This window comes from Actinomadura nitritigenes (genome assembly GCF_017573545.1).
GTDB classification, from domain to species: domain Bacteria; phylum Actinomycetota; class Actinomycetes; order Streptosporangiales; family Streptosporangiaceae; genus Spirillospora; species Spirillospora nitritigenes.
The window spans coordinates 55287-79184 of record NZ_JAGEOK010000004.1; the positions used below are offsets into that span (position 1 = coordinate 55287).

The 23898-nt window shown below is 74.1% G+C and carries 24 protein-coding genes; 10 read left to right on the forward strand and 14 right to left on the reverse strand.

Features of this window, described 5'->3' with window-relative positions:
* The first annotated feature begins 64 nt into the window (after positions 1-64).
* From J4557_RS06595 to J4557_RS06605, 3 genes are all read left to right on the forward strand, one after another.
* Complete coding sequence (locus J4557_RS06595) at positions 65-1162, forward strand: LLM class flavin-dependent oxidoreductase (protein WP_208265540.1); 1098 nt, start codon at positions 65-67, stop codon at positions 1160-1162.
* The gene (locus J4557_RS06600; RefSeq protein ID WP_208265541.1) at positions 1159-2253 is read left to right on the forward strand and encodes an AraC family transcriptional regulator; all 1095 of its coding nucleotides are present in this window, start codon (positions 1159-1161) and stop codon (positions 2251-2253) included. Before J4557_RS06595 ends, J4557_RS06600 begins: the two co-directional genes overlap by 4 nt.
* Positions 2254-2429: 176 nt before the next feature.
* The gene (locus tag J4557_RS06605; RefSeq protein WP_208265542.1) at positions 2430-2675 is read left to right on the forward strand and encodes a hypothetical protein; all 246 of its coding nucleotides are present in this window, start codon (positions 2430-2432) and stop codon (positions 2673-2675) included.
* A gap of 10 nt (positions 2676-2685) precedes the next feature.
* Here J4557_RS06605 and J4557_RS06610 read toward each other — a convergent pair whose 3' ends face one another.
* The 6 genes from J4557_RS06610 to J4557_RS06635 all read right to left on the reverse strand — a co-directional run bounded on the left by J4557_RS06610 (position 2686) and on the right by J4557_RS06635 (position 8622).
* Positions 2686-4500 carry an SDR family oxidoreductase gene (locus tag J4557_RS06610; RefSeq protein ID WP_208265543.1) on the reverse strand — a complete coding sequence of 605 codons (1815 nt, stop codon included), beginning with the start codon at positions 4498-4500 and terminating at the stop codon, positions 2686-2688.
* Between the two features lie 71 nt (positions 4501-4571).
* On the reverse strand, positions 4572-5102 hold the full coding sequence (locus J4557_RS06615) for a GyrI-like domain-containing protein (RefSeq protein WP_208265544.1): 531 nt from the start codon (positions 5100-5102) through the stop codon (positions 4572-4574).
* Positions 5099-5857, reverse strand: coding sequence for a MerR family transcriptional regulator (locus J4557_RS06620; RefSeq protein WP_208265545.1), 759 nt, complete (start codon positions 5855-5857; stop codon positions 5099-5101). Before J4557_RS06620 ends, J4557_RS06615 begins: the two co-directional genes overlap by 4 nt.
* Before the next feature lie 49 nt (positions 5858-5906).
* Complete coding sequence (locus J4557_RS06625; RefSeq protein WP_208265546.1) at positions 5907-6995, reverse strand: CapA family protein; 1089 nt, start codon at positions 6993-6995, stop codon at positions 5907-5909.
* 146 nt (positions 6996-7141) lie between these two features.
* Positions 7142-8170: an SPFH domain-containing protein gene (locus J4557_RS06630; RefSeq protein WP_208265547.1), complete on the reverse strand. Its 1029-nt coding sequence runs from the start codon at positions 8168-8170 to the stop codon at positions 7142-7144.
* Positions 8167-8622, reverse strand: coding sequence for an NfeD family protein (locus tag J4557_RS06635; protein WP_208265548.1), 456 nt, complete (start codon positions 8620-8622; stop codon positions 8167-8169). The genes J4557_RS06630 and J4557_RS06635 overlap by 4 nt, the downstream gene beginning before the upstream one ends.
* 119 nt (positions 8623-8741) lie before the next feature.
* Here J4557_RS06635 and J4557_RS06640 point away from each other — a divergent pair, with 119 nt between their 5' ends.
* The 3 genes from J4557_RS06640 (at position 8742) to J4557_RS06650 (ending at position 12554) form a co-directional block, all read left to right on the forward strand.
* Positions 8742-10976 (forward strand): molybdopterin-dependent oxidoreductase, encoded by a 2235-nt coding sequence (locus J4557_RS06640; RefSeq protein WP_208265549.1) that lies wholly within the window; start codon positions 8742-8744, stop codon positions 10974-10976.
* Between the two features lie 321 nt (positions 10977-11297).
* The gene (locus tag J4557_RS06645) at positions 11298-12215 is read left to right on the forward strand and encodes a Rieske (2Fe-2S) protein (protein WP_208265550.1); all 918 of its coding nucleotides are present in this window, start codon (positions 11298-11300) and stop codon (positions 12213-12215) included.
* Positions 12216-12305: 90 nt separating this feature from the next.
* A complete protein-coding gene (locus J4557_RS06650; RefSeq protein WP_151591000.1) occupies positions 12306-12554 on the forward strand; it encodes a DUF8836 family protein in 249 nt (82 codons plus the stop codon).
* Positions 12555-12752: 198 nt separating this feature from the next.
* Here the strand turns inward: J4557_RS06650 and J4557_RS06655 are convergent, their stop codons facing one another.
* Complete coding sequence (locus tag J4557_RS06655; protein WP_208265551.1) at positions 12753-13526, reverse strand: sulfite exporter TauE/SafE family protein; 774 nt, start codon at positions 13524-13526, stop codon at positions 12753-12755.
* Between the two features lie 124 nt (positions 13527-13650).
* Entirely contained in the window at positions 13651-14439 is a 789-nt protein-coding gene (locus J4557_RS06660) for an ABC transporter ATP-binding protein (RefSeq protein WP_208265552.1), read from the reverse strand.
* Between the two features lie 241 nt (positions 14440-14680).
* On the opposite strand from J4557_RS06660, the gene J4557_RS06665 reads away from it, so the two are divergent.
* A complete protein-coding gene (locus J4557_RS06665; RefSeq protein ID WP_208265553.1) occupies positions 14681-15436 on the forward strand; it encodes an Rv1486c family protein in 756 nt (251 codons plus the stop codon).
* 90 nt (positions 15437-15526) lie between these two features.
* Here the strand turns inward: J4557_RS06665 and J4557_RS51565 are convergent, their stop codons facing one another.
* The 5 genes from J4557_RS51565 to J4557_RS06690 all read right to left on the reverse strand — a co-directional run bounded on the left by J4557_RS51565 (position 15527) and on the right by J4557_RS06690 (position 19838).
* Positions 15527-16264, reverse strand: a complete 738-nt coding sequence (locus J4557_RS51565) for an RDD family protein (RefSeq protein ID WP_208265554.1) — start codon at positions 16262-16264, stop codon at positions 15527-15529.
* A gap of 88 nt (positions 16265-16352) precedes the next feature.
* Entirely contained in the window at positions 16353-16679 is a 327-nt protein-coding gene (locus J4557_RS06675) for a DUF2752 domain-containing protein (protein WP_208265789.1), read from the reverse strand.
* A 478-nt stretch (positions 16680-17157) separates the two neighbouring features.
* Positions 17158-17943 (reverse strand): PP2C family protein-serine/threonine phosphatase, encoded by a 786-nt coding sequence (locus J4557_RS06680; protein WP_208265555.1) that lies wholly within the window; start codon positions 17941-17943, stop codon positions 17158-17160.
* Positions 17944-17979: 36 nt separating this feature from the next.
* Positions 17980-18702 (reverse strand): response regulator, encoded by a 723-nt coding sequence (locus tag J4557_RS06685; protein ID WP_190856097.1) that lies wholly within the window; start codon positions 18700-18702, stop codon positions 17980-17982.
* Positions 18699-19838 (reverse strand): GAF domain-containing sensor histidine kinase, encoded by a 1140-nt coding sequence (locus tag J4557_RS06690; protein WP_208265556.1) that lies wholly within the window; start codon positions 19836-19838, stop codon positions 18699-18701. The genes J4557_RS06685 and J4557_RS06690 overlap by 4 nt, the downstream gene beginning before the upstream one ends.
* 189 nt (positions 19839-20027) lie before the next feature.
* Here J4557_RS06690 and J4557_RS06695 point away from each other — a divergent pair, with 189 nt between their 5' ends.
* From J4557_RS06695 to J4557_RS06705, 3 genes are read left to right on the forward strand one after another with little or no spacing between them, the layout of a single operon-like run.
* Complete coding sequence (locus J4557_RS06695) at positions 20028-20702, forward strand: SDR family oxidoreductase (protein ID WP_208265557.1); 675 nt, start codon at positions 20028-20030, stop codon at positions 20700-20702.
* Positions 20699-22072, forward strand: coding sequence for an MFS transporter (locus J4557_RS06700; RefSeq protein WP_208265558.1), 1374 nt, complete (start codon positions 20699-20701; stop codon positions 22070-22072). Before J4557_RS06695 ends, J4557_RS06700 begins: the two co-directional genes overlap by 4 nt.
* Positions 22069-23097 (forward strand): S-adenosylmethionine:tRNA ribosyltransferase-isomerase, encoded by a 1029-nt coding sequence (locus J4557_RS06705; RefSeq protein WP_208265559.1) that lies wholly within the window; start codon positions 22069-22071, stop codon positions 23095-23097. The genes J4557_RS06700 and J4557_RS06705 overlap by 4 nt, the downstream gene beginning before the upstream one ends.
* On the opposite strand, the gene J4557_RS06710 is transcribed toward J4557_RS06705, so the two are convergent.
* Complete coding sequence (locus tag J4557_RS06710) at positions 23086-23868, reverse strand: hypothetical protein (protein ID WP_208265560.1); 783 nt, start codon at positions 23866-23868, stop codon at positions 23086-23088. The genes J4557_RS06705 and J4557_RS06710 overlap by 12 nt on opposite strands.
* Positions 23869-23898 lie beyond the last annotated feature (30 nt).

The following is a 23898-nucleotide window of genomic DNA, read 5'->3' on the forward strand; positions in this document are numbered from 1 at the left end:
ACGCCCTTCCGATACTGGGCAAAGTCGGACACATGCGGACGAGGCCGGACGAAGGTGAATCTCGATGGGATTCCAGCTTGGCTTGTTCTCCCCCAACACCGAATCGGGACTGGCGATAACCACGGTTCCGGAAAGGTGGCGGGCGACCTGGGACAACAATCTGCGCCTCGCCCGCCTCGCCGACGAGAGCGGGATCGACTTCCTGCTCCCCGTCGCCCGCTGGACCGACTGGGGGCCCCGCACCGACTTCCACCAGAGCGTCCTCGACCCGCTGGTATGGGCGTCCGGAATGCTCGCGGGCACGGAGCGCCTGCGCGTCTTCACCACGGTCCACACCGCGTTCCACCACCCGATCGTCGCCGCCAAGCAGCTCGCGACCGCCGACCACCTCAGCCGGGGACGCGTCGGGCTGAACATCGTCGCGGGCTGGCACGCCCCCGAGTACGCGATGTTCGGCCTCACGCTCCCGGACGACCACGACACCCGGTACGCCTACGCGCAGGAGTGGTGGGACATCGTCCGGCGCATCTGGTCGAGCCCCGAGCCGTTCGACCACAACGGCACGTACTTCCACCTCCGGCGGGTCGTCGGCGCGCCGAAGCCGTACAACGGGCGGAGCCTGCCGGTGATCAACGCCGGGTCGTCCCGGCAGGGCCGGTCGTTCGCCGCCCGCAACGCCGACCGCGCGTTCACGGTCGTCGCGGGCCCCGAGGACGGTGCGGAGGTCGTCGCGGCCATCCGCAAGGAGGCCGCGTCGCACGGCCGGGACGTCGGCGTCTTCACGCTGGGTCACGTCGTGTGCCGCCCCACGCGAGCCGAAGCGGAGGACTGGTTGCGCTACTACGCCGATGAGCACGCCGACTGGCCGGCGGTGGACGAGGTGATGCGCCTGCAGGGCCTGCACGCGCAGTCGTTCACGCCGGAGATGCTGCAGATCTACCGGGACCGGTTCGCCGCGGGCCACGGCAGCTGCCCGCTGGTCGGCGACCCCGACGACGTCGCCGCCGGGATCGCCGCGTTCGCCCGCGCGGGCTTCGACGGGATCGCGCTGTCCTTCCTCGACTACGCCGGCGAGCTGGGCTTCTTCGCCGCCGAGGTGATGCCGCGGCTGCGCGCCCGCGGCGTCCTGCCGCTGACCGCCGCGCCGGACGGCCCGCCATGACCGCCGCCTCCGGACCGTGCCCGCGCGCGGGAGACGAACCGCCCCCGGGCGCCGAGGCCGGGCCGCCGCACGGCGCGGAGGGCGAACCGCCGCACGGCGCGGAGGGCGAGCCGCCGCTGTCGCCGTACCAACGGGTCGCCAGCGGCGACATCGACGTCCTGCACCGGACCGTCGAGCCGTACGCCGTCGGCCACGACCTGCGGCCCCGCGACCCCGGCCGCCCCCTCGACGGCCTGGTCAACGCGCTCGGCGTCGGCGCGGTCAAGCTCGTCTGGGTCCGCTACGGAGGCGGCGGCGTCATCGTCGACACCCCGCCGACCGAGGGCGCGTTCGCGCTGTGCGCGCCGATGGCGCCGATGGGCGTGGAGTACCGCCGGTCCGGCGGCCGCGCCACCGCGGCCGGCAGCCTCGTCGTCGCCCACGACGAGGCGATGCGGCTGACCCCGGACCCCCGGCGCGGCTGCCTGGTGATCGCGACGAGCACCGGCCGGCTCGCCGACCACCTCGGCGGCTTCCTCGGCCGCGAGTACGACCCGCCGCTGCGCTTCCACCCTGCGGACGGCCCGGCCCTCGCGCCCGCGTCCGTCGTCGAGCGGACGTGGCGGCACGTCTGCGCCGTCCTCGACGACAGCGCGGCGGCGGGCCTGCACCCCCTCGCGGCGCGCAGCCTGGAGGAGTCGCTGCTCACCGCGGTCCTGCTCGGCCTGCCGAACACCGCGACGCCCGAGCTGGCGGAGCCGCCCCGGCGCGTCCCGCACCATCTCGCCGGGTTCATCCGCGAATGGGTGGAGGCGCACCACCAGCGGCCGATCGGCGCGTCCGACATCGCGGCGGCGGCCGGGATCGGCGTCCGGCAGCTCCAGGCGATCTGCCGCGCCCAGTGGGGCCTCACCCCGACGCGGCTGCTGCGCGGCGTGCGGCTCGACCACGCCCGCGCGGCGCTCCGCTCGGCCGAGCCGGGCCGCCGGACGGTCTCGGACGTCGCCGCGGCCGCCGGCTACCTGCACATGAGCCGGTTCGCGGAGCACTACCGGCAGCGCTTCGGCGAGACCCCGACCGAGACCCTGAGACGAGCCGTCCCGCCCGCCTGACCCGCGGACCGGCACGCCTGCCCGCGTGACCACCTGACCGCGCGACCACCTGACCGCGCGACCACCTGACCGCGTGACCACCTGACCGCGTGACCACGTGACCCGCGGCCGTCCGGACGCGCGGCATCGACCTTGGTCGGTATCCCGCGCGCCCCCGCCCCGGCAGTCTCCACGGTATGAACGACCCGAAGTCCTACGACGGCCTGTCCTCCTTCGTGTTCATGCTCGGCGTGTACACGGGCGTCGTGCCGTTCATCAGCAAGCTGTTCGGCTGGAAGCCGGACGGCCCGAAGCGGTTCCTGGTCATCGCGCTGCGGCTGCCGTCCCCCGCCTGGTGGATCGTGTCGCTCCTCGCGATCGGCGTCGCCTTCGCCCTGCTGTGCTGGATCGACACCGCGAAGAAGCGCCGCTTCCCCGGCTGAGCCGGAACCGTCAGGCGTGGCGGTCCTGGACGCCGGCGAGGAGGCGGTCTCCGGCGCGGCGGCCGAGGCGCGCGAGGGCCCGGTTCGCGGAGGGCGAGACGCGGGCGATGGTCCGCGCGACGTGCGCCTCGACCGCGACCGGGACGACCGCCGCGTCCTGCCGGACGGCCCGCAGGATCGCCCGCGCGACCTTCTCCGGCGGGAAGCCGCGCCGCTCCACCGCGCGGCCCATCCGCTCGCGCAGCTCGGCGTCCACCGCCGGGGCCGTCCCGACGAACCGGGTCTGCCGGGTGATCGGGGTGTCGACCGCGCCGGGGCAGATCGCCGTGACGCCGATGCCGTAGCGCTCCATGTCCAGCCGGAAGCACTCGGCGAGCTGCAGCACCGCCGCCTTCGTCGCACCGTAGGCGGGCAGCTCCGGGCTCGGCGTGAACGCGGCCAGCGACGACACGATGACGATGTGGCCGCCCTCGCCGCGCTCGACCATCTGCCGCCCGAACAGCCGGGAGCCGCGGTACATGCCGTCGAGGTTGATGGACCGGATCCGCGCCCAGTCCTCCTCCGGCGTCTCCAGCAGCGAGCCCGCGAGCGCGATGCCGGCGTTGTTGACGACGACGTCCGGAACGCCCCAGGTGTCCTTCACGTACCTGGCGAACCGCTCCATCGCCTCCGGGTCGGCGACGTCCACGCCGTAGACGTGGGCCTCGCCGCCCGCCGCGCCGATCTCGTCCACGGTCCGCTTGGCACCGCCCTCGTCGATGTCGGCGACGACGACGCGCGCCCCCGCGTCGGCGAACGCGCGGGCCGTCGCGCGGCCGATCCCGCTGCCCGCGCCCGTGACGACGACGAGGTCGCCGCCGAACTCCTTGCCGGGCTCGGCGGCGGCCCGCGCGTGCGCGAGACCGGGCGTCTCGGGCCCGCCCTCGACATGCTCCACGAACTCGGTGATCCAGCGGGCGACCAGGTCCGGGTGGCTGCGCGCCACCCAGTGCCCGGCCGGGGCGCGCCGCACGTACAGGTTCGGGACGACGCCGCGCGGCGACAGCAGCAGCGGCTGCGACCCGTACCGGTCCTTGATCGGGACGATCAGCTGGACGGGCACGTCGGTGCGCCCGTCGCCCTCGGAGGCGGCGCGGCGCTCCTGGGCGCCGCCGCGGCGGCGCCCCATGTTCGCGCGGTACAGGCCGAGCCCGTTGCGCGCGTCCCGCGCCAGCGTGGCGGCCGGATGCCCGGGGCGCGGCTCGGCGCCCTCCCGCAGCCGCAGCCCGCGCGCGAACCCGGCGGGCAGCAGCCGCGCCGCCACCTCGCCCGCGCGGGGCGCCATCAACACCGGCATGTAGACGCTGCGGCGCGCCTGCCCCAGCACCTCCCGCACCCCGCGCGGCCCGGACCGGACGGCGGTCCGCACCCAGCGGGCGAGATGCCGCCGGTCCGGGCCCGAGATCGAGGTGAACGAGGCGAACCGGCCCCGCAGCCGGCCGCCGATGACCGCCTCCCAGCCCTGCACCGACCCCCAGTCGTGGCCGACGAGGTGGACGGGCCGGTCCGCGCCGACGCCGTCCAGCACCGCCTCCAGGTCGCCCATCAGCGCGTCGAGGCCGTAGTCCAGCGGGTCGGACGGCGCGGACGAGCCGCCCGCGCCGCGCACGTCGTAGGTGATCACGCGGAACCGGCCGGCGAGGCGCTCGGCGACGTCGTCCCACATCGCGCCGGTGTCGGGGTAGCCGTGGACGAGGACGACCACCGGCCGGTCGCCCTCCCCGCCCTCCCCGCGCTCCCGTACGGCCAGTTCGATCCCGCCCGACCTCACCCGCTGGTCCCGCATCGGCGCTCCCTACCGTTCTTCGGGGGTTTGCCCGAGAACCTACGCCGATGAGGTTCGCTGTCCAGTGGCCCTCAGCGGACGGGCTGGCGGAGGATCGTGCGCGCCTTCGACTGGTCCGGCTCGTTCGGGTCGGACAGGTAGATCTCGTGGTGCAGGCCGTTCACCGCGAGGCCCTCCGCCTTCATCAGCGCGTCCATCTCGGCGAGGCTCGCGGGCTCGTCCGCGTACGGGCCGCGGTGCAGCATCTGCACGCACCGCCCGTCGGTGAACGTGACGCGCTGGACCCGCGCCGCCGCCGGCACCCCTTGCCTGACCTCCGTGACGGCCGCCTCGATCGCGTCGACCTCGTCCGGCAGCCGCAGGAACAGGTGCCACCACCACTCCTCGCGCGGCACCTCGAACGGGGAGCGCTCGTCCTCCACCCACCAGCGGCCCTCCAGCGGGACCATCGGCGCGCCGAGCGCGCCCATCACCGCGTACAGCGCGCCGACGCTCGCCCCGTACGCCGCGCCGCCCGGCTCGCCGCGTCCGGTGACGGCCAGCCCCGACACCGGGCCGAACTCCGCGATCTCCGGCTTCTCCGCCGCCTCGTACCAGCTCATCGGACATCCTCCAGTCGGATCAGCACCCGGGTCTCCAGGTGCTCGGGCGGCGTGCTCCCCGGGTCGTTCAGGTAGACCTCGCGGACCGGCCCCGCGGGCGCGTGCCCGTGGTCGCCGAACCAGGCCAGCACGCCGTGGACGGTGAGCGCGATCTCCTCGTACGGGCCGGTGTGCAGGGCCTGCGCGAACGCCCCGCCGGGCAGGACGTCCTCGCCGGACGCCGACTCCAGCGCCACCCGCACCTCGAACTCGTCGGCCATGTCCAGCGGGAACAGCCCGACGAGGCTCGGCGGCCCCTCGGCCGCCTGGAGGAGCCGGGCCACGCAGGCCCCGGTGGCCGCCGCGATCGTCGTCGGGGTCGCCGCCTCGCGCGCGACCCGCACCCTCCGCGCCGGCTCCTCGGCGACCGACACCTCCGTCTCGGGCAGCCCCTCGGCCAGCACCCGGTCCAGGAGCCGCAGCGCGCGGCGCCGCCGCGCCACGTCCGCCTCCAGCCGGTCCCGCGCGTCCCGCAGCGCCGCCGCGCCCTGGCCCGCGAGGACGCGCGCCACCGCGGGAAGCGGGACGTCCAGCTCCCGCAGCATCCCGACCATCAGCGCGTCCCGCGCCTGCTCGGGCCGGTAGTACCGGTAGCCCGACGAGGGGTCGACCCATGCCGGGGCGAGAAGGCCCAGGTCGTCGTAATGCCGCAGCTGCTTGACGCTCAGCCGGCACAGCCGCGCGAACCGCCCGATGGGCAAAAGATCGTTGCTCACGCCCTCAGCCTGACGTCTCCCACAGTGGGAGAGTCCACCCGGGACGCGGCTAGGGGCGCGCGGTCAGGCCCGTGCAGGCGCGCAGGCCGTTCCACCGCTTCACCTCGGCGGCCGCCGCCGCGCCCGTCATCGGGACGGGCAGCCCGCCGGTGATCTCCGCCGGCTTCCACTTCGCCTTCGTGACCTTCCGGCCCTCCACCCGCAGCAGCAGCACCCCGGACTTCGCCGTCTGCCCGTGCGCGGACGAGAACACGAAATTGCCCATGCCGTAATGGACGTACCGGCCCTGCAGATACCCGCCGCCGAGCGGGACGTGGGCGTGCCCGCCGACGACGATGTCCGCGCCCGCGTCGACGAGCGCCTTGGCGAGCTCCTGCTGCCGCGGCAGCGGGCACGCCTTCAGCTCCTGCCCCCAGTGCAGATGCACGATGACGAGGTCGGAGCCCTTCCGCGCGTCCTTCACCGCCTGCACCATCCGCGGCACGTCCTTCGCCGACGCGAGGCCGCCCTTGTCTCCGGTCGCCGTCCACGCCTGGACGAGGTTGTCGTCCAGCACCTGCGTCGCGCCGACGATCGCGATCCGGTTGCCCTTCACGGTCGTCCGGTACGCCCGGTACGCCTGGTCCGCGTCACGGCCGATCCCGACGATGGGGAAGCCGCTGCGCTTGATCGCGGCGAGCGAGTCGCGCAGGCCCTCCTCCATGTAGTCCATGCCGTGGTTGTTCGCCATGGACGCGACGTCGACGCCGGCGCGGCGCAGCGCGGTCAGTGCCGACGGCGGCGCCCGGAACGTGAACTGCTTGCCGGGCGCGGGGGTGCCGCCCGTCGTGATCGCCGTCTCCAGGTTGACCATGGCGAGGTCGGCGGCCCGCAGCGTGGACGCGACGGGCCCGAGCGCGGTCGCCGGGTTCCCCAGCCGGGACCGCAGCTGCCCCTCGAAGTGCGTGTCCCCGCCGAACGCGATGACGATCGGCTGCGGCGCCGCCTTCGACGGCGCCGTCCTCCCCTTCGGCTTCGCCGGAGCCGTGGACGCCGGCGGCGTCGCCCCCGCGGCCTTCGACCCGTCGGACCCGCCGCACGCGGACGCGGCGGCGGCGACGACCAGCACGCCCGCGGCTGCCACGGCGAAAACGCGCATGGGAGACCTCCCCGTCTTGATCGGCCAAGCATGGCACGACCAGGACAATCACCCCCACCCCACCCCCGACCACATCCGGCCCTCCGGACGAACCCGCTCATTCCTCAACACCAGACCCACGGCGCACCCGCACGCCAGGGCGGCGGTCACGTGGTGGGATCGGTGGGGGTCTCCTGGCCGTTGGGCTTGCCCTGGGTGAGCTGGTAGGGCGGTAGCGGGTCGCCGGAGGAGATCTCGCGGGGCGACGCGGGCTCGTCGGATCCGGTCGGCTCCGGGTCCGGCACGGGCCCGGGCCTGGCGCCGCCGAACGCCTGGGTCACGGCCTGGAGGGCGCTCGTCACCTCGCTCGGGATGACCCAGAAGGTGCTGCCCTGGCCCTCGGCGAGCTTCGGAAGCGTCTGGAGGTACTGGTAGGCGAGCAGCTTCGGGTCGGGGTCGGCCGCGTGGATGGTGGAGAAGACGCGCTCGATCGCCTTCGCCTGACCCTCGGCCTCCAGCACGGCGGCCTGCTTCGCGCCCTCCGCCCGCAGGATCGTCGACTGCTTGTCCCCCTCCGCCGTGAGGATCTTGGACGCGCGGGCGCCCTCGGCGGTGAGGATCGCGGCGCGCTTCTCCCGCTCGGCGCGCATCTGCTTCTCCATGGCGTCCTTGATGGACGCGGGCGGCTCGATCGCCTTGATCTCCACGCGGGTGACGCGGATGCCCCACTTGCCGGACGCGTCGTCCAGCACGCCGCGCAGCGCGGTGTTGATGCGGTCGCGGGAGGTGAGGGTGGCCTCCAGGTCGAGGGTGCCGATGACGTTGCGGAGCGTCGTCGCGGTGAGCTGCTCGATCGCCTTGATGTAGTTGACGATCTCGTAGTCGGCGGCGCGCGGGTCGGTGACCTGGAAGAACAGCACGGTGTCGATGTGGACGACCACGTTGTCCTCGGTGATGACCGGCTGCGCCTTGAACGAGACCACCTGCTCGCGCAGGTCGATGAGCGACTTCACGCGGTCGATGAACGGGAGGACGAAGCTGATGCCGGGTTCGAGGGTGCGGTGGTAGCGGCCGAGGCGCTCGACGTTGCGGGCGCGCGCCTGCGGCACGATCCAGACCGACCGCATCACCGCGGTGGCGACCACGGCCAGCCCGGCGACGACGACGATGAGCAGCGCTATGGCGATCTCGGTCATGGTGTCTCCTCGCCCGGTCCGCCGGGGACCGGGTACAGCAGGGCGGTGGCGCCCTCGATGGCGAGGACGTCGGCGGCGGCTCCGGCCGGGATGACGAGGTCGGGGTCGTAGGGGCGGGCCGACCACTCCTCGCCGCCGATCCGGGCGCGCCCGCCGGCGCGGGACACCTCGGTGAGCGTGAGGGCCTCGCGTCCGACGAGGGCGGCGGCGCCGGTGCGCAGCGGCGGCGGCTGCCGGACGTGCCGTCGCACGACGGGCCGGACGACGGCGAGGCCCGCGGCGGAGCCGGCGGCGAAGACCGCGACCTGGCCGGCGAGGGGGAGGCCGGCGGCGCCGGTGAGGCCGGCGGCGAGCGCGGCGACGGCGAGCAGGCCGAGCGCGAGCGTGAGCGTCAGCAGTTCGGCGATCCCGAGGAGCGCCGCGATCAGCAACCAGACGACCCACGCGTCCATAGCAGCTCCTTGTGGCTGCCGGAAGTCCTCAACAACAAAGTAACTCCAGAATGTGGAAATGGCGCCCTTCAGAAGAACGCGACAGAATGGAGTTCGGCCCACAGGAGGAGCGTTTACACATGGGCGACCGCACCGCCTTCCGCACCTGTCCCCTCTGCGAGGCCCTCTGCGGGCTCGAGCTGACCCTCGACGACGGCGGCGCCGTGACGCGCGTGCGCGGCGACAAGGACGACCCGTTCAGCAAGGGGTTCCTGTGCCCGAAGGGCGCGACGCTCGGGGTTCTCGACGGCGACCCCGACCGGCTCCAGGAGGCGCTCGTCCGCGACGGCGACGCCCACCGGACGGCCGGCTGGGACGAGGCGTTCGAGACGGTCCGGCGGGAGCTGGCGCGGGTCGTCGAGCGGTACGGCCGGGACGCCGTGGCCGTCTACATCGGCAATCCGACGGCGCACTCTGTGGCGGGGCCGCTGTACGGGGCGGCGGTCGTGAAGGCGCTCGGCACCCGCAACCTGTACACGGCGAGCACCGCCGACCAGATGCCGAAGCACGTGAGCTGCGGGCACATGTTCGGCGACCCGCTCGCCATCCCCGTGCCGGACCTCGACCGGACCGGGCACCTGCTGATGCTGGGCGCGAACCCGCTGGAGTCCAACGGGAGCCTCGCGTCGGCGCCCGACTTCCCCGGCCGGCTGAAGGCGATCCGCGAGCGCGGCGGGAAGGTCGTCGTGGTCGACCCGCGCCGCACGCGGACGGCGGCCCTCGCCGACGAGCACCTGTTCATCCGCCCGGGAACGGACGCGTTCCTGCTGATGGGGCTCGTCCACACCCTTTTCGCCGAGGACCTCGTCACGGTGCGCCTCGACGGGCTGGTCAACGGGCTGGCGGACATGCGCGCCCTCGCCGTCGACTTCGCGCCCGAGCGCGTCGCTCCCGTCACCGGCATCCCCGCCGAGACGATCCGCAGGACCGCGCGCGAGCTGGCCGCCGCCGACCGCGCCGCCGTCTACGGGCGCATCGGCACGTGCACGCAGGCGTTCGGGACGCTCAACAGCTGGCTCGTGGACGTCCTGAACGTGCTGACCGGCAACCTGGACCGGCCCGGCGGCGCGATGTTCCCGCGCCCCGCGCACGCGCCCGTGTACCGCCGCAAGAGGCCGTTCACGACGGGGCGGTGGCGCAGCCGCGTCCGGGACCTGCCCGAGGTCAACGGCGAGCTCCCCGTCGCGACCCTGGCCGACGAGATCGAGACGCCCGGCGAGGGCCGGATCCGGGCGCTGATCACCGTCGGCGGGAACCCCGCGCTGTCCGCGCCGAACGCCGCCCGGCTCGACCGCGCGCTCGCCGGCCTCGACTTCATGGTGAGCGTCGACCCGTACCTGAACGAGACGACCCGGCACGCGCACGTGGTCCTGCCGCCGCCGCGGCCCGCGCAGACGCCGCACTACGACATCGCGCTGACCGGCCTCGCCGTCCGCGACTACGCCCGCTACTCGCCGCCGGCCGTCCCGCTGCCGGACGGGCGGCCGAGCGAGTCCGACCTGCTCGCCCGCCTCGCGCTCGCCGCGTCCGGCGCGGACGGCGACCCCGCCGCGCTCGACGAGATGATCATCTCGACGACGCTGCGGAAGGCGACCGAGCTGCCCGGCTCGCCCGTGCACGGCCGCGAGGCGGACGAGCTGCGCAAGATGCTGGCCGAAAGCGGCACGCTCACCGAGCAGCGGCTCGACATGATGCTGCGGCTCGGCCCCTACGGCGACGGCTTCGGCGCCGACCCGTCCGGGCTGACCCTCACCCGGCTGCGCACCGAGCACCCGCACGGCCTCGACCTCGGCGCCCTCAAGCCCCGCATCGACGAGGTGCTGTGCACGACGTCCGGACGCGTCGAGCTGTGCCCGTCCACCTGCGCCGCCGACGTCGACCGCCTGCACACCGCGCTGCGCGCGCACCGCCCGTCGGACGAGGGCTTCGTGCTCATCGGGCGGCGGCACCTGCGGTCGAACAACAGCTGGCTGCACAACGTCCCCGAGCTGGTGCGCGGCTCCAACACCTGCACGCTCCAGCTCAACACGGCCGACGCGGCCCGGCTCGGCGTCGGCGCGGGCGACACCGTCCGGGTCGTCTCGCGCACCGGGTCCGTCGACGCCGTCGCCGAGCCCACCGACGCGGTCATGGCGGGCGTCGTGAGCCTCCCGCACGGCTGGGGGCACGACCGTCCCGGCACCCGCACCGCCGTCGCCCGCGAGCACGCCGGGGTGAACGTGAACGCCGTCACCGACGAGCAGGAGATCGACCCGCTGTCCGGCAACGCCGTGTTCAACGGCGTCCCCGTCACCCTGGCACCGGTACGGCCCTGACGCTGTTCAGCCTGGAACCCCCGTCCCGACGAACAGGCCGTTTCCAGCGCGAAACGGCCTGTTCGCCGACGGGCGTGCCCGCTGCGCTTGCGGGCGCTCGCTCCGCGTGCACGCCCGGGAACGATGTGTTTAGTCCCGGCGCGTCCAGGTAGGTATCCCTCGCCGCGGGCGGCTCGGGCCGCCTCGAACGTCACACGGGGGATCGACTAACCTCGCAAACGAGCGTCCCATTACGGCCGTCTCTAACCAGTGGGCCGGACGGAACCGATGGGTCCGGGCGCCGCCTCGGGCGGGCCGCCCGCACGCACCCGAGGGAGGGACATGAACCGGCGGTCGAGCAACATCTTCCGGCGCGGCGCGCGGACGCAGGCGTCGCAGCGGCTGGCGGACGCGACGGAGACCATCGAGCGCGCGCACGGCCTCGACCGCACCATCCGGGTGCTGTCCACCGCCGTGCGCAGGACGCTCCGCCCCGGGCCGCTGAAGGACACCCTGCACGGCGTCCCGTTCGGGCATCCCGCGCACACACCGCTCACCGACGTGCCGATCGGCTGCTGGATGTCGTCGGCGATCCTCGACCTCATGCCGGGGACGGCGCGCGCCTCCCAGGCGCTCGTCGCCGCCGGGCTCGCCGGGGCCGTCCCGACCATGCTCACCGGCATCGCCGACTGGTCCGCGCTGCACCGCGAGCAGCAGCGCGTCGGCCTCGTGCACGCGTCCGCGACGGTCACCGCGAGCATGCTGTACTCGGCGTCCCTCGCCGCCCGCTACCAGGGACGGGACGGCGCCGGGAAGGCGTTCGGGTTCGCGGGCCTCACCGTGCTGCTCGGCGGCACCTACCTCGGCGGGCACCTGGCGTTCCGGCAGGCCGCGGGCGCCAGCCACGCCGACCAGACGGCCCACCTCGTGGCGACCGGCTGGCACGACCTGTGCACCGCCGAGGAGCTGCCGGACGGCTGGCCGGTGCACCGCCGCCTCGGCTACATCAGCCTGTTCGTCCTGCGCGAGGGCGACGAGATCAACGTCCTCGCCGACCGGTGCAGCCACCTCGCCGGGCCGCTGCACCAGGGCCGCGTCACCACCGACGACAACGCCGAGACCTGCATCGTCTGCCCCTGGCACGGCAGCACCTTCCGGGTCCGCGACGGCTCCGTCGTGCACGGCCCCGCGACCGCCCGCCAGCCCTCCTTCGAGACCCGCGTGACCGACGGCGTCGTCCAGGTCCGCCCCGTGGGCTGACCAGCGGTTTTCACCCGCTTCGTGACGGTTCGCGAGGCCCTTTTCGGGGTATGAGTCGAATATACGTTCGACGATCGGAGGTTCGCGCCGATGAAGGGCGACAGGGTCGAGATCGTGATCGACGCCGGGGGCGAGGGGACGCGGACGTACGAGGTGGTCGCCGCCCGGGCGGGGCGCCGCGTGGAGGTCGCGACGCGGCGCGGCGTGGTGGAGGTCAGCGAGGTGACCCGCACCGGGACCCCGGTCCGCACCGCCCGCTTCATGGCCAGCCGCGTCCTGGCCCTCGTCGAGTACCCCAACAGCGACACCCACCCCGACGACCCCACCCCACCCGCCTGACCCCGGCCCCGGCAGCTTGAGCCCCAGCCACCGGCAGGTTGAAGCCCTGCCGCCACCACGGGCGTGCACGCGGAGCGAGTGCAGCGAGCGCAGCGGGCACGCCCGACGACAGACGAGGCGTTTCGCGCGGAGCGCCAGCGGAGCGCGAAACGCCTCGTCTGTCGCAACGGGGGTTCCAGGGGGGCGCCCCCCTGGAACTCAGCGCAGCAGGTTGACGATCGCGACCAGGCCGACGACGACGATGACGCCGCGGAGGACGAGGGGCGGGATGCGGCGGCCCACCTTGGCGCCGATGAAGCCGCCGACGGTGGAGCCCGCCGCGATCAGCAGCACCGCCCACCAGTTGATCCCGGTGTCGCCGAACAGCCAGGTGGCGATGAACATGATCGCCGCCGTGCCGTTGACGACGGCCGACAGCACGTTCTTGCTCGCGTTGAGCCGCTGGAGGTCGTCGTCCAGCATGATGCCGAGCAGCGCGATCAGCACGATGCCCTGCGCGGCGCCGAAGTAGCCGCCGTACATGCCGGCGAGCAGCACGCCGACCCACAGCAGGGGCCCGCCGTGCGCGTGACCGCCGCCGTCCTCGCGGCGCCTGCGGATCCAGCCCTGGAGCCGCGGCTGCACGACGACCAGGATCAGCGCGATGACGATCAGGATCGGGACGATGAACTTGAACGCGGAGGCGGGCAGGCCGAGCAGCAGCAGCGCGCCGATCACGGCGCCGGTCAGCGAGGCGCTGCCCAGCCGCAGCAGCCGGGCGCGCTGGCCCTTCAGCTCGGCGCGGTACCCGTAGGCGCCGGTGACGCCGCCGGGGACGAGGCCGATGTTGTTGGACACGTTCGCCACGACCGGGACGTAGCCGAGCGCCACCAGCGTCGGGAACGTGATCAGGGAGCCGGAGCCCACGACGGTGTTGATGCCTCCGGCGGCGACCCCGGCCGCGAAGACCGCGGCCGCGTCCAACAGGTTCAAGAGGGCCCCATCCCAGCGCTAGCGGTTGGCAACGGCGCTCACGATGGTAGGGACAGCGCAGCTCAGGACGGTAATGGGGGTGCCCGTTACCTGGCGGTCGGCCCGGAACGCCGGGTGGGCCCGCTCAGCGGACGGCGCGCGCGTACCAGCGGCCGCCCTGCCTCTCGATGGTGAGCGGCAGGCCGAAGCAGTCCGTCAGGTGCTCGGCGGTGAACACCTCGTCGACCTTGCCCTGCGCGACGATCTCGCCCCGGCGCAGCAGCAGCGCGTGGGTGAAGCCGTCCGGGACCTCCTCGACGTGGTGGGTGACCATCGCCATCGTCGGGGCCGTGGGATCGTCGGCGAGGACGGCGAGCCGGGCGACGAGGTCCTCGCGGCCGCCGAGGTCGAGGCCCGCGGCGGGCTCGTCCAGCAGCAGCAGCTCGGGGTCGGGCATCAGCGCGCGGGCGATCTGGACCCGCTTGCGCTCGCCCTCCGACAGGGTGGTGAACGTCCGGCCCATGAGCTCGGCGCAGCCGAGCGCGTCCAGCAGCGCGACGGCGCGGCTGACGTCGGTGGAGTCGTACTCCTCCTGCCAGCGGCCGAGGATCGCGTAGGAGGCGGTGAGCACCAGGTCGATGACCTTCTCGCCGGCGGGGACCTTCTCGGCGAGCGCGGTGCTGGCGAGGCCGATGCGGGGCCGCAGCTCGAACACGTCGGTGCGGCCGATCTCCTCCTCCAGGATCTCCACCGAGCCCTCGGTGGGGTGCATCATCGCGGCGGCGATCTGCAGCAATGTCGTCTTGCCCGCCCCGTTGGGGCCGACGATGACCCACCGCTCGCCCTCGTTCACCGTCCACGTGACATCGCGCAGCAGGGCCGAGCCCCCGCGCTTGACCCCGACTCCGCGGAGCTGAAGTACCTCGCCGGCCATCGCGTGCCTTCGTCCCCATTCCCGGTGATCCCACCGGTCCCGGTCCGGACCGGTCCGTTCTCCAGGAAAGAACCTATGCGATACCGGGCCTCCGCCGCCCCCCGGCTCCCCGCCGAGCCGCCCGTCCCGCGCGCACCGGAAGGGAGGAACGTCCCGCGGGCCCGATGGCACGGGCGATCCGAGCGCTTATGGTGGATCGCATGTCCATTGGGGAGTGTCGGACGCGATGAGCTCGGACGGGATGAGCAGGGACGTGGCGACCGCGCTGGTCGCGTGGGGCAATGCCTGGCTGACCGGCAGCGTCGGCCTGGACGAGGCGGTGGACGCGGTCGAGAAGGCGGCGGGCCCGCAGATCCTCGGCGGCGAGCCCGCCGAGGTGACGCTGCGCCGCGGGCTCGGCGACCTGCGCGTGGGCGGGCTGACGGCGCTGCGGCTGGCGCTGCCCGAGCCGGGCGACCCGCTGGGGCTGACCGGTCCGGCCGAGTTCAACCGGTCCGCGATCGACGCGGGCGCGGCGGTGGTCGCGCTGCTCGGCGACCGGGCGATCGGGCTGGTCCCCGAGGAGGACCGGCGCGGCTCGTCCTATGTCGGGGTGCGCTGGACGACCCACGACGCGTCCGCGAACCCGCCGGACGTGCCGGGCCTCGCCGACGCCGACCGGCAGCTGACGCTCGCGATGCGGGACGCGACGGAGGCGCTGCTGACGGTGGACGACGTGTCCGGGGTGCCGCCGGAGATCGCGGACGCGCTGGTCGACCTGCGCGACCCGCACCGCGGCGACCATCCGCTGGCCCCCGGGTATCCGCCGCGCGCGCACAGGGTGGCGGCGCTGGCGGGCCGGCTGTCCCTGGTCGTGGACCTGGCGCGGCGGATGGACGAGCGCGGCCTCACCGCCGACCAGATGCGCCGCCGGAGCGAGGCGCTGCGGCTGCTCGACCGTGCCGTGCGGCGGGCGCGGGTGGCCGCGTGCAACAGCGCGTTCGATCCCGTCCCGTAGACACCCCTCCCGGCACGGTGATGAGAACGTGCCAAAAAGGAAAGCGGGACGTCCCCGGAGGGACGTCCCGCCTCAGTGCGCCGCGTGCGCTCAGGTGCGGACGACGAGGGTGTTGCAGATCTTGTCGGCGAAGGTCTGCTTGCGCTCGTCCCACAGCGGCCACAGGTAGCCGATGGAGCAGGCGAAGCTGTCGGCCATGTGCGCCAGGCGCCGGACGAAGGCGCCGCCGAACCCGAGGATCTGCCCGGTCTGGGCGCTGACGACCTTGATGCCCATCTGGCGCTTGCCGATGGTCTGGCCGGTGGTGCCCTCCTGGTAGATCATCCAGATGCCGCCGCCGAACGCGATGACGATGGCGACCAGCAGGAACAGCAGGCCGAGGAACGCGCCGCCGCCGCTGCCGGAGCTCATCAGCAGGAGGGCGATGAAGTAGAGGATGCCGACGGGCGCGCCGATGATCAGCCCGTCGATGATGGCCGCACCGGCACGCGAGCCCCACTCGGCCAGCTGGCCGGTCGAGCCGTAGTGGTGGTGGTGCACCTCCTGGTAGGCCGGCTGCGCGGCGGGCGGCTGGCCGTAGCCCGGCTGCGCCGGCGGCTGGCCGTAGCCCGGCTGGGCCGCGGGGGGCTGGCTGTATCCGGGCTGCGCCGGCGGCTGGCCGTAACCCGGCTGCGCCGGGGGCTGGCCGTAGCCGGGCTGGGCCGGCGGCTGGCCGTAGCCGGGCTGCTGGGCCGGGGGCTGGCCGTACCCGGGCTGCTGTTGCCCGTACCCGGGCTGCTGTTGCCCGTAGCCCGGCTGCTGACCGTACGGGTCGTAGGGGTTACCCACACTTGCTCCTTATTGATTGACCCTGTGGATATGTGACGCCCGCCGGACCCGGAGGGCTCCGCAAGTCTGACCGACGATCGACCGCGGCTCAAACCCGCAGAACACCGAACCGGACGAGCTGCCACAGCTCCGACCCGACGAGGGCGGCGCCGAGCATTCGGGCGCGGGTCTTCGGCTGGAGTGCCCACCACCGTCCTCCGAGCCCCAGCGGGGCCAGGGCGACGGCGGCCGCACCGGTCAGGGCCAGCGGGTTCGCGAGGACGGCGCGGACCGGATGGCCCTCGCCCGACTCGATGAACACGGTGGTCCCCCCGCACAGGGGACACGGGAGACCGGTGAGCGCCCGCAGGGGGCAGAGCACGCCGGGGTCGTGGAGGCGGTGGATCCATGAAACGCCGACGGCCGCAACGGCCATCGCCGCAACGCGCAGCAGCACGCCTCGTGGGCCGTGCCGCGCTGCGGTGAGGGTCCGGCTGACGAGCCGGCCGAGCGCACCCTCCGGTGCACCGGCGGCCGCCGCCCCGGGCGCTCCCCCCAACGAATCCTCCGCCTCGAAGACAAACGGCTGAGTGACCCGTATACCGGGTGCACCCGGAGGCGGGTCAAGTGCGGGCAACGATCCGCGACGCGACCGTTACCGAGGGCACGCTGAGCCCACCTCGGAGCAAGAGTAGGACAAATCGCCAGCTACGCGGGCAGAGTTATGGGTTACGGATGCCACGAATCACGTCGCGAGCAGCACGGGAACGCGGCGGACGGGCACGCCGTGCGAACACCCGATGCGTACACCCCGTTCGGGCGGCCACGGACGAGCACCCCGTTCGGTGGGCCGCGTACGGGCATCCCGTGAAAGCACCCCGTTCGGGCGGCCGCGGGAGCGGCCGCGCCGGGGGTCAGGCCTGGGCCGCGGCGCCGACGACCACGGGGCCGCCGGCGTCGGCGTGGTACTCCGCCTCGACGACGTCCGCCACGACCGCGGTGATGTTGTCGGGGCCGCCGTTGGCCCGCGCCTCCTCGATCAGCGCGGCGACGGCGCGCTGCGGGTCGGCCTCCGCGGACAGCAGCTCGTAGATCCGCTGCGCCTCGACGGGGCCGCTCAGCCCGTCCGAGCAGAGCAGGTAGCGGTCGCCGAGGCGGGCCTCGCGCAGCCGCAGGTCGGGCTCGCGGTCGTCCCGCCCGTCCAGCACCCGGTACAGCACGTGCGACAGCCGCGACGTCTCGGCCGGGTCGGCGGTCTGCCCCGCCTGCTCGGCCTCCGCCTTGAGCAGCTCGTCCATCGTGTGGTCCTGGGTCATCTGGAACAGCTCGCCGTCGCGCAGCAGGTAGCCGCGGGAGTCGCCGATGTGCGCCAGGGCGACCGAGTCGCCCGACCACAGCATCGCGGTGAGCGTGGTGCCCATCCGGCTCAGGTCGGGCCGCTCCTCGCGGACGATGCGCAACTTCTCGTTGGCCTCCGCGACCGCGCGGCCGAGGCTCTCGACCAGATCGTCACCATGGGCGCCGGTGTCCAGCGAGCGCAGCGAGCCGATGACGGTCGAGCTCGCGACCTCGCCGCCGGCATAGCCGCCCATGCCGTCCGCGACCGCGATCAACCGCGCACCGGCGTAGCCCGAGTCCTCGTTGTTCTCTCGGTTGCACCCGATGTCACTGCCTGCTGCGTACCTGATTGCTACGTTCATACCGATTTCGATGACGATCCTGTCAGAGGAGTTGTATCACTCACGAGCGGCCTCCCCGGCCCGGTCCGCGCCATCCCGGCCGGCACCGTCCCGGGCGGTGCCGTCCCGCCCGACGCCGTGCCGGACGGCGTAGAGCGCCGCCTGCGTCCGATCCTGCACTCCCAGTTTCATGAGCAGATTACTGACGTGCGTCTTGACCGTCTTCTCCGAGACCACGAGCGCGCGGGCGATCTCCCGGTTGGATCTCCCCCGCGCGATGTGCACGAGCACCTCCCGTTCCCGTTCGGTGAGCGCGCCCAGGCCGCGGTCGGCCGGCTCGCGCTCGGGCTCCGCGCGCAGCATCGCCTCCGCCGCGTCCGGGGCGAACAGCACGTGCCCGTCGTGCACCGCCCTGATCGCCTGGACGAGGGCGCGCGGGTCCACGTCCTTGTACAGGTAGCCGGCCGCGCCCGCCTGCACCGCCGGCAGCACGTGCCCGCGCTCGGTGACGCTGGTCAGGATCAGCACCCGCGCCTCCACCCCCCGAGCCCGCAACTCCGTCAGCGCGGTCACGCCGTCGGCGCCCGGCATCTTGAGGTCCATCAGCACGATATCGGGCTTCAGCGATTCGGCCAGCGTCACCGCCGAGGTGCCGTCCTCCGCCTCGCCGACCACCTCGATGTCGTCCTGGATGCCGAGGAACGTGCGCAGCCCCTGCCGGACCACCGGATGGTCGTCGGCGATCAGCACCCGGATCGGCGGCGCGGGCGGCGGCGTCACAGCGGCACCTCCAGCCGCACCGTCGTGCCGTGCCCCGGCCCGGCGTCGATGCCGAACGTCCCGCCGATCGAGCACGCCCGGTCGCGCATGGACGCGAGGCCGAGCCCGCCCTGCTGGTCGCCGTCGGACGCGGCGAACCCCGACCCGTCGTCGGCGACCTCCAGCACGGCGCTGCCGTCCAGCACGCGCAGGCTCACGTCGACCGTCCGCGCCCCGGCGTGTCGCAGCGCGTTGTAGACGGCCTCCTGCGCGATCCGCAGCACGACCGCCTCCTGCTCCTCCGGCAGGACGACCGGTTCCGCCGCGCTGAACCGGACGGCGGTCTCGTGCGCCCGGTCCAGCACCTCGGCGTGCTTGCGCAGCGACGCGACGAGGCCGTCCGCGAGGTCCGCGGGGCGCAGCTCGAAGATGACCGCGCGCAGCTCGGCGAGCGCGTCGGCGGCGAGCCGCTCCACCTGCTCCAGCTCCCGCACGGTCCGCACCGGGTCCTTCTCCGCCAGCGCCGACGCGGTGCGCGCCGTCAGCCGCAGCGAGAACAGCTTCTGCGCGACGGCGTCGTGCAGCTCGCGGGCCAGCCGGTTCCGCTCGGCGACGACCGTCAGCTCGCGGTTGTGCTCGTACAGCCGGGCGTTGGTGATCGCGATCGCGGCGTGCGCCGCGAACAGCGCGAGCAGGTCCTGGTCGTCCTGCGTGAACCCGCCGGGCCGCTTCTTGTTGGCCAGGAAGATGATGCCGAGGACGTCCTCGCCGTCCTTGATCGGCACGCCCAGGAAGTCCTTCAGCACGGGGTGCGCGACGGGCCAGCCCTCGAACTCCGGCTCGCGGCGGATGTCGGCCAGCCGCTTCGGCGTGTCGCCGCGCAGCATCGCCGCGAGCATGCCGTGCTGGCGGGGCAGCGGGCCGATCCGCTCCCAGTCCTCGTCGGAGACGCCCTCGACCACGAACTCGGCGAACGACCCCTCGTCGTCGGGCACGCCGAGCGCCGCGTACCGGGCGTCCAGCAGCCGCGCCGCGGCCCGGACGATCACCTGCAGCACCTCGTGGACCGACAGGTGGCGGGTGACGGCGAGCACGGCGGAGCTCACCGCGTGCAGGGTCGCGCCCTGCCCGGCTCCGAGCCCTTCCGCGTCGCCCATTCCGGCCTCTCGTCTCCCCCCTTGGCGCGCCTTTCAACGCGCACAGTGAAGACCGTACTCGGTTTTGCCCCCGCGCCTCCGGACGCGAGCGCCGGCAAGGGGGTCCGGGGGTCCTACGACCATTTGCGGAGCGGGCCCGGGGGCCGATGGCCGATGCCGTATCGCCGCCCGCTTCCTAGCGTCGAGGGCATGAAGACGGCACTGATCACTGGAGGGTCCCGCGGGCTCGGGCGGGCGCTGGCCCGCGAGCTCGCCGCGGACGGCTGGACGCTCGTCATCGACGGCCGGGACGCCGCGGCGCTGGAGGCCGCGGCCCGGGAGATCGGCGGCGAGGTCACCGCGATCGCCGGGGACGTCGCCGACGCCGCGCACCGCGCCGACCTCGTCCGCGCGGTCTCCGGCGGGCTCGACCTGCTCGTCAACAACGCGAGCACCCTCGGGACGACGCCGCTGCCCCGGCTCGCCGACCAGCCGGTGGCCGACCTCGCGGCGACGTACGCGACCAACGTGCTCGCGCCGCTCGCGCTGATCCAGGCCGTCCTGCCGGCGCTGCGGGACCGGCAGGGCGCGATCCTCAACGTCACCTCGGACGCCGCGGTCGAGAACTACGAGACGTGGGGCGGCTACGGGTCGTCCAAGGCGGCGCTGGAGCAGCTGTCCAACGTGCTCGCGGCGGAGGAGCCGTACGTCCGCGTCTGGTGGGCGGACCCGGGGGAGATGCGCACCGACATGCTGCGCGCCGCCGGCGAGGACGCCGACGCGGCGCCGCCGCCCGAGGAGGCCGCCGCCGCGTTCCGCCGGCTCGTCGACGGCCGTCCCGCGAGCGGCCGGTACCGCGCCGCGGACCTGGCGGCCGCACGATGACGACCGTGACCGAACCGGACGAGGCCGCCGCCGGGGAACGGCCGCGCCAGGGGGTGATGGACGGCGGGTACCGGGTGGCGACCCTCGGGATCGTTCTCGTCGTCACCCTCCTGGCGTTCGAGTCGATGTCCGTCGGGACCGTCATGCCCGCCGTCGCGAAGGACCTCGACGGGCTGCCGCTGTACGCGTGGGGGTTCAGCGCGACGCTGATCGCGAGCCTGCTGTCCACCGTGCTGGCGGGCGGCTGGGTCGACCGGTCCGGCCCGGCCCGCCCGTTCATGATCGGCCTCGCCGTGTTCGTCGCCGGGCTCGCCGTCGCCGGCGCCGCGCCGACGATGTGGCTTTTCGTCGCCGGGCGCGCGGTGCAGGGCCTCGGCTCCGGCGTCCCGATGGTCGCGCTGTACGTGGTCATCGCCCGCGTCTACCCCGAGCAGCTGCGGTCCCGCGTGTTCGCCGCGCTGTCCGCCGCGTGGGTGCTGCCGTCGCTGATCGGCCCGGCCGTCGGCGGCGCCGTCGCCCAGCACCTCGGCTGGCGCTGGGTGTTCCTCGGCCTGATCCCGCTGGTCGTCCCGCCCGCGCTGCTGCTGACGCCCACGCTGCGCGGCGTCCGCCGGTCCGCCGCGGCACCGGACGCGGCGGGCCGGACCCGCTACACGGCCGCCATCGCCGCCGCCGCGGGCGCCGGGCTCCTCCTGTACGGCCTCGGACGCACCGGCTGGACCATGGCCCCTCCCGCCCTGATCGGCCTCGCCGGGCTCGGCTACGGGCTGCCCCGGCTGCTGCCCGCCGGGACCCTCCGGATGCGGCGCGGGCTGCCCAGCGCCGTCCTCGTCCGCGGCCTGCTGTCCGGCGCGTTCTTCGGCGCCGACTCGTTCATCCCGCTGACCCTCACCTCGCTGCACGGGTTCAGCCCCACCAAGGCCGGCGTCGTGCTGACCGTCGGGGGCCTCGGCTGGTCCGCCGCGTCCCAGATCCAGGGCCGCTCCAAGCGGTCCCGCGCGTTCTTCGCGCTGCTCGGCGCGGTGCTCGTCGCCGCCGGGATCGTCGCCGTCACCGTCGCGCTCCAGCTGTCCGGCTGGGCCGCCCTGCCCGCCTGGGTCATCGGCGGCGCCGGCATGGGCTTCGCGATCGGCAGCCTCAGCGTCCTGATGCTGGACCTGTCCCCCGAGGACGAGCAGGGCGTCAACTCCTCGGCGCTGCAGATCGCCGACACCCTCGGCTCGTCCCTCGTCGTGGGCGCCGCGGGCGCGCTCCTCACCGGCTTCGGCACCGGCCGCCTCCACCTGGGGCTCGCCGCCGCCGGGGTCATGTTCGCCGCGATCGCCGCCGCCGGCGTGGTCGCCGCACTCCGCCTGGAGGCCCGGAAATGACCGACATCATCGACTTCACCCTGCCGCCCGACCTCGAAGCCCACGAACCGCCCGAGGCCCGCGGCCGCACCCGCGACGGCGTCCGCCTCCTCGTCGGCCGCCGCGCCACGGGCGAGGTCTCCCACCACGGGTTCCGCGACCTGCCGTCGCTCCTGGACCCCGGCGACCTCCTCGTGGTCAACACCTCGGCGACGCTGCCCGCCGCCGTCCGCCTCGACCGCATCAGCGTGCACTTCTCCACGCCTCTGCCCGGCGACGGCGGCGACCGCGACTGGATCGTCGAGCTCCGCCACCTGTCCGGCAAGGCGAGCCTCCCCTACGGCGGCGGCAGCCCCGGCGAATGGATACCGATGCCCGGCGGCGCCACCCTCACCCTCATCGGCCGCCGCACCGACCGGCTCTGGCAGGCGCGCCTCAGCACGGGCGTCGTCCCCTACCTGCGGCGGCACGGCGTCCCCATCCGCTACGGGTACGTCCGCCGCGACTGGCCCGCCTCCGCCTACCAGACCGCCTTCGCCCACGACCGCACGACGGGCAGCGCCGAGATGCCCAGCGCCGCCCGCCCCTTCACGCCCGAACTGGTCACCCGGCTCGTGTCGCGCGGCGTCCTGATCGCCCCGATCACCCTGCACACCGGCGTCGCGTCCCCCGAGGCCCACGAGCCCCCGTACGCCGAGCGCTACGAGGTCCCCGCCGCCACGGCCGCGCTCGTCGGACACGTCCGCTCCCGCGGCGGGCGGGTCATCGCCGTCGGCACCACCGCCGTCCGCGCGCTGGAGAGCGCCGTGGACGCCTCCGGACGCGTCCAGGGCTCCGCGGGATGGACCGAGCACGTCGTCACCCCGGAGCGCGGCGTCCGCGCCGTCGACGGGCTTCTCACCGGCCTCCACGAGCCCCGCTCGTCGCACCTGATGATGCTCACCGCCATAGCCGGCCGCGACCTCCTCGCCGCCACCTACCAGGCCGCCCTCGACGAGGGCTACCTCTGGCACGAGTTCGGCGACCTCAACCTCCTACTCCCGTAGCGACGGCGACCAGCACAGGTGCGCGGGGATCCCGTCGGTCAGAAAGCTCTCCTCGTACGGCGCCCAGCCAATGGCAGGGTCGATGAGGTGGGCGCGGCGGCCCTCCGGCTCGCCCCGTCCCGCGGGCAGCTCGGTCCGGACGGAGCCCGCCGTGAGCCCGGCCGCCGCGGCGACCGCGAGCATGGCGTCGGCGTCCATCGGCTCGGTCGCCTCGATGTCGAACTCCCCGGGATCCAGTTGCTGCAACAGCGCCTCGACCACGCCCTGGTCCACCGCACGCGCGCGCGCCGCCCGGATGAGGTTCTCGAAGGCGTCCGCCGCACCCTCTGGGTCGTCGCCCCACGCGAAGAAGGATTCCTCGACCTGGTCCGCGCGCCCCGTGCTGCCGCCCCCGCCGTCCTCCAGGCCGTCCGGATAGTCCGTGCGGCCCCAGGACGAGCCGTCCCACCAGTAGACGTACTGGATGAGCTGCTCCACGCGCATCATCTCCGCCAGCCACTCCCACGGCAGCCAACCCGGCCCACCGGCGAGCAGATCGATGGGCGGCACCTGGAACCGGGTCTTGCTGTAGTCGACGTCGTAGCCGTACAGGATCACCCGCCCACCCTCGACCCAGCTCATCCCGTGCCAGCCGTTGCCGACGTCGTCGGTGCGCACCCCGTCGGCGCGCATCGTCGCGCCCCACCCGGGGGTGCCGACGCTCAGCATGGCCGTTGCGCACGACTCCGCCCACAGGTCCTCAGGATCCGCCAGCTCCAACTCCACAGGCACAGCCCACTCCCGTCGCACGATCGTCCGCCG

What these genes read in the sequence shown, in the direction of transcription:
- J4557_RS06615 (WP_208265544.1), bottom strand. Translation starts at nt 5,102, where the DNA reads ATGAGCTGGTACGAGGCGGCGGAGAAGCCGGAGATCGCGGAGTTCGGC.
- J4557_RS06610 (WP_208265543.1), bottom strand. Translation starts at nt 4,500, where the DNA reads ATGCGGGACCAGCGGGTGAGGTCGGGCGGGATCGAACTGGCCGTACGG.
- J4557_RS06690 (WP_208265556.1), bottom strand. Translation starts at nt 19,838, where the DNA reads ATGGGCGACGCGGAAGGGCTCGGAGCCGGGCAGGGCGCGACCCTGCAC.
- J4557_RS06650 (WP_151591000.1), top strand. Translation starts at nt 12,306, where the DNA reads ATGAAGGGCGACAGGGTCGAGATCGTGATCGACGCCGGGGGCGAGGGG.
- J4557_RS06600 (WP_208265541.1), top strand. Translation starts at nt 1,159, where the DNA reads ATGACCGCCGCCTCCGGACCGTGCCCGCGCGCGGGAGACGAACCGCCC.
- J4557_RS06680 (WP_208265555.1), bottom strand. Translation starts at nt 17,943, where the DNA reads ATGAACGTAGCAATCAGGTACGCAGCAGGCAGTGACATCGGGTGCAAC.
- J4557_RS06700 (WP_208265558.1), top strand. Translation starts at nt 20,699, where the DNA reads ATGACGACCGTGACCGAACCGGACGAGGCCGCCGCCGGGGAACGGCCG.
- J4557_RS06705 (WP_208265559.1), top strand. Translation starts at nt 22,069, where the DNA reads ATGACCGACATCATCGACTTCACCCTGCCGCCCGACCTCGAAGCCCAC.
- J4557_RS06635 (WP_208265548.1), bottom strand. Translation starts at nt 8,622, where the DNA reads ATGGACGCGTGGGTCGTCTGGTTGCTGATCGCGGCGCTCCTCGGGATC.
- J4557_RS06675 (WP_208265789.1), bottom strand. Translation starts at nt 16,679, where the DNA reads ATGGCCGTTGCGGCCGTCGGCGTTTCATGGATCCACCGCCTCCACGAC.
- J4557_RS06595 (WP_208265540.1), top strand. Translation starts at nt 65, where the DNA reads ATGGGATTCCAGCTTGGCTTGTTCTCCCCCAACACCGAATCGGGACTG.
- J4557_RS06695 (WP_208265557.1), top strand. Translation starts at nt 20,028, where the DNA reads ATGAAGACGGCACTGATCACTGGAGGGTCCCGCGGGCTCGGGCGGGCG.
- J4557_RS06645 (WP_208265550.1), top strand. Translation starts at nt 11,298, where the DNA reads ATGAACCGGCGGTCGAGCAACATCTTCCGGCGCGGCGCGCGGACGCAG.
- J4557_RS06605 (WP_208265542.1), top strand. Translation starts at nt 2,430, where the DNA reads ATGAACGACCCGAAGTCCTACGACGGCCTGTCCTCCTTCGTGTTCATG.
- J4557_RS06630 (WP_208265547.1), bottom strand. Translation starts at nt 8,170, where the DNA reads ATGACCGAGATCGCCATAGCGCTGCTCATCGTCGTCGTCGCCGGGCTG.
- J4557_RS06640 (WP_208265549.1), top strand. Translation starts at nt 8,742, where the DNA reads ATGGGCGACCGCACCGCCTTCCGCACCTGTCCCCTCTGCGAGGCCCTC.
- J4557_RS06660 (WP_208265552.1), bottom strand. Translation starts at nt 14,439, where the DNA reads ATGGCCGGCGAGGTACTTCAGCTCCGCGGAGTCGGGGTCAAGCGCGGG.
- J4557_RS06665 (WP_208265553.1), top strand. Translation starts at nt 14,681, where the DNA reads ATGAGCAGGGACGTGGCGACCGCGCTGGTCGCGTGGGGCAATGCCTGG.
- J4557_RS06625 (WP_208265546.1), bottom strand. Translation starts at nt 6,995, where the DNA reads ATGCGCGTTTTCGCCGTGGCAGCCGCGGGCGTGCTGGTCGTCGCCGCC.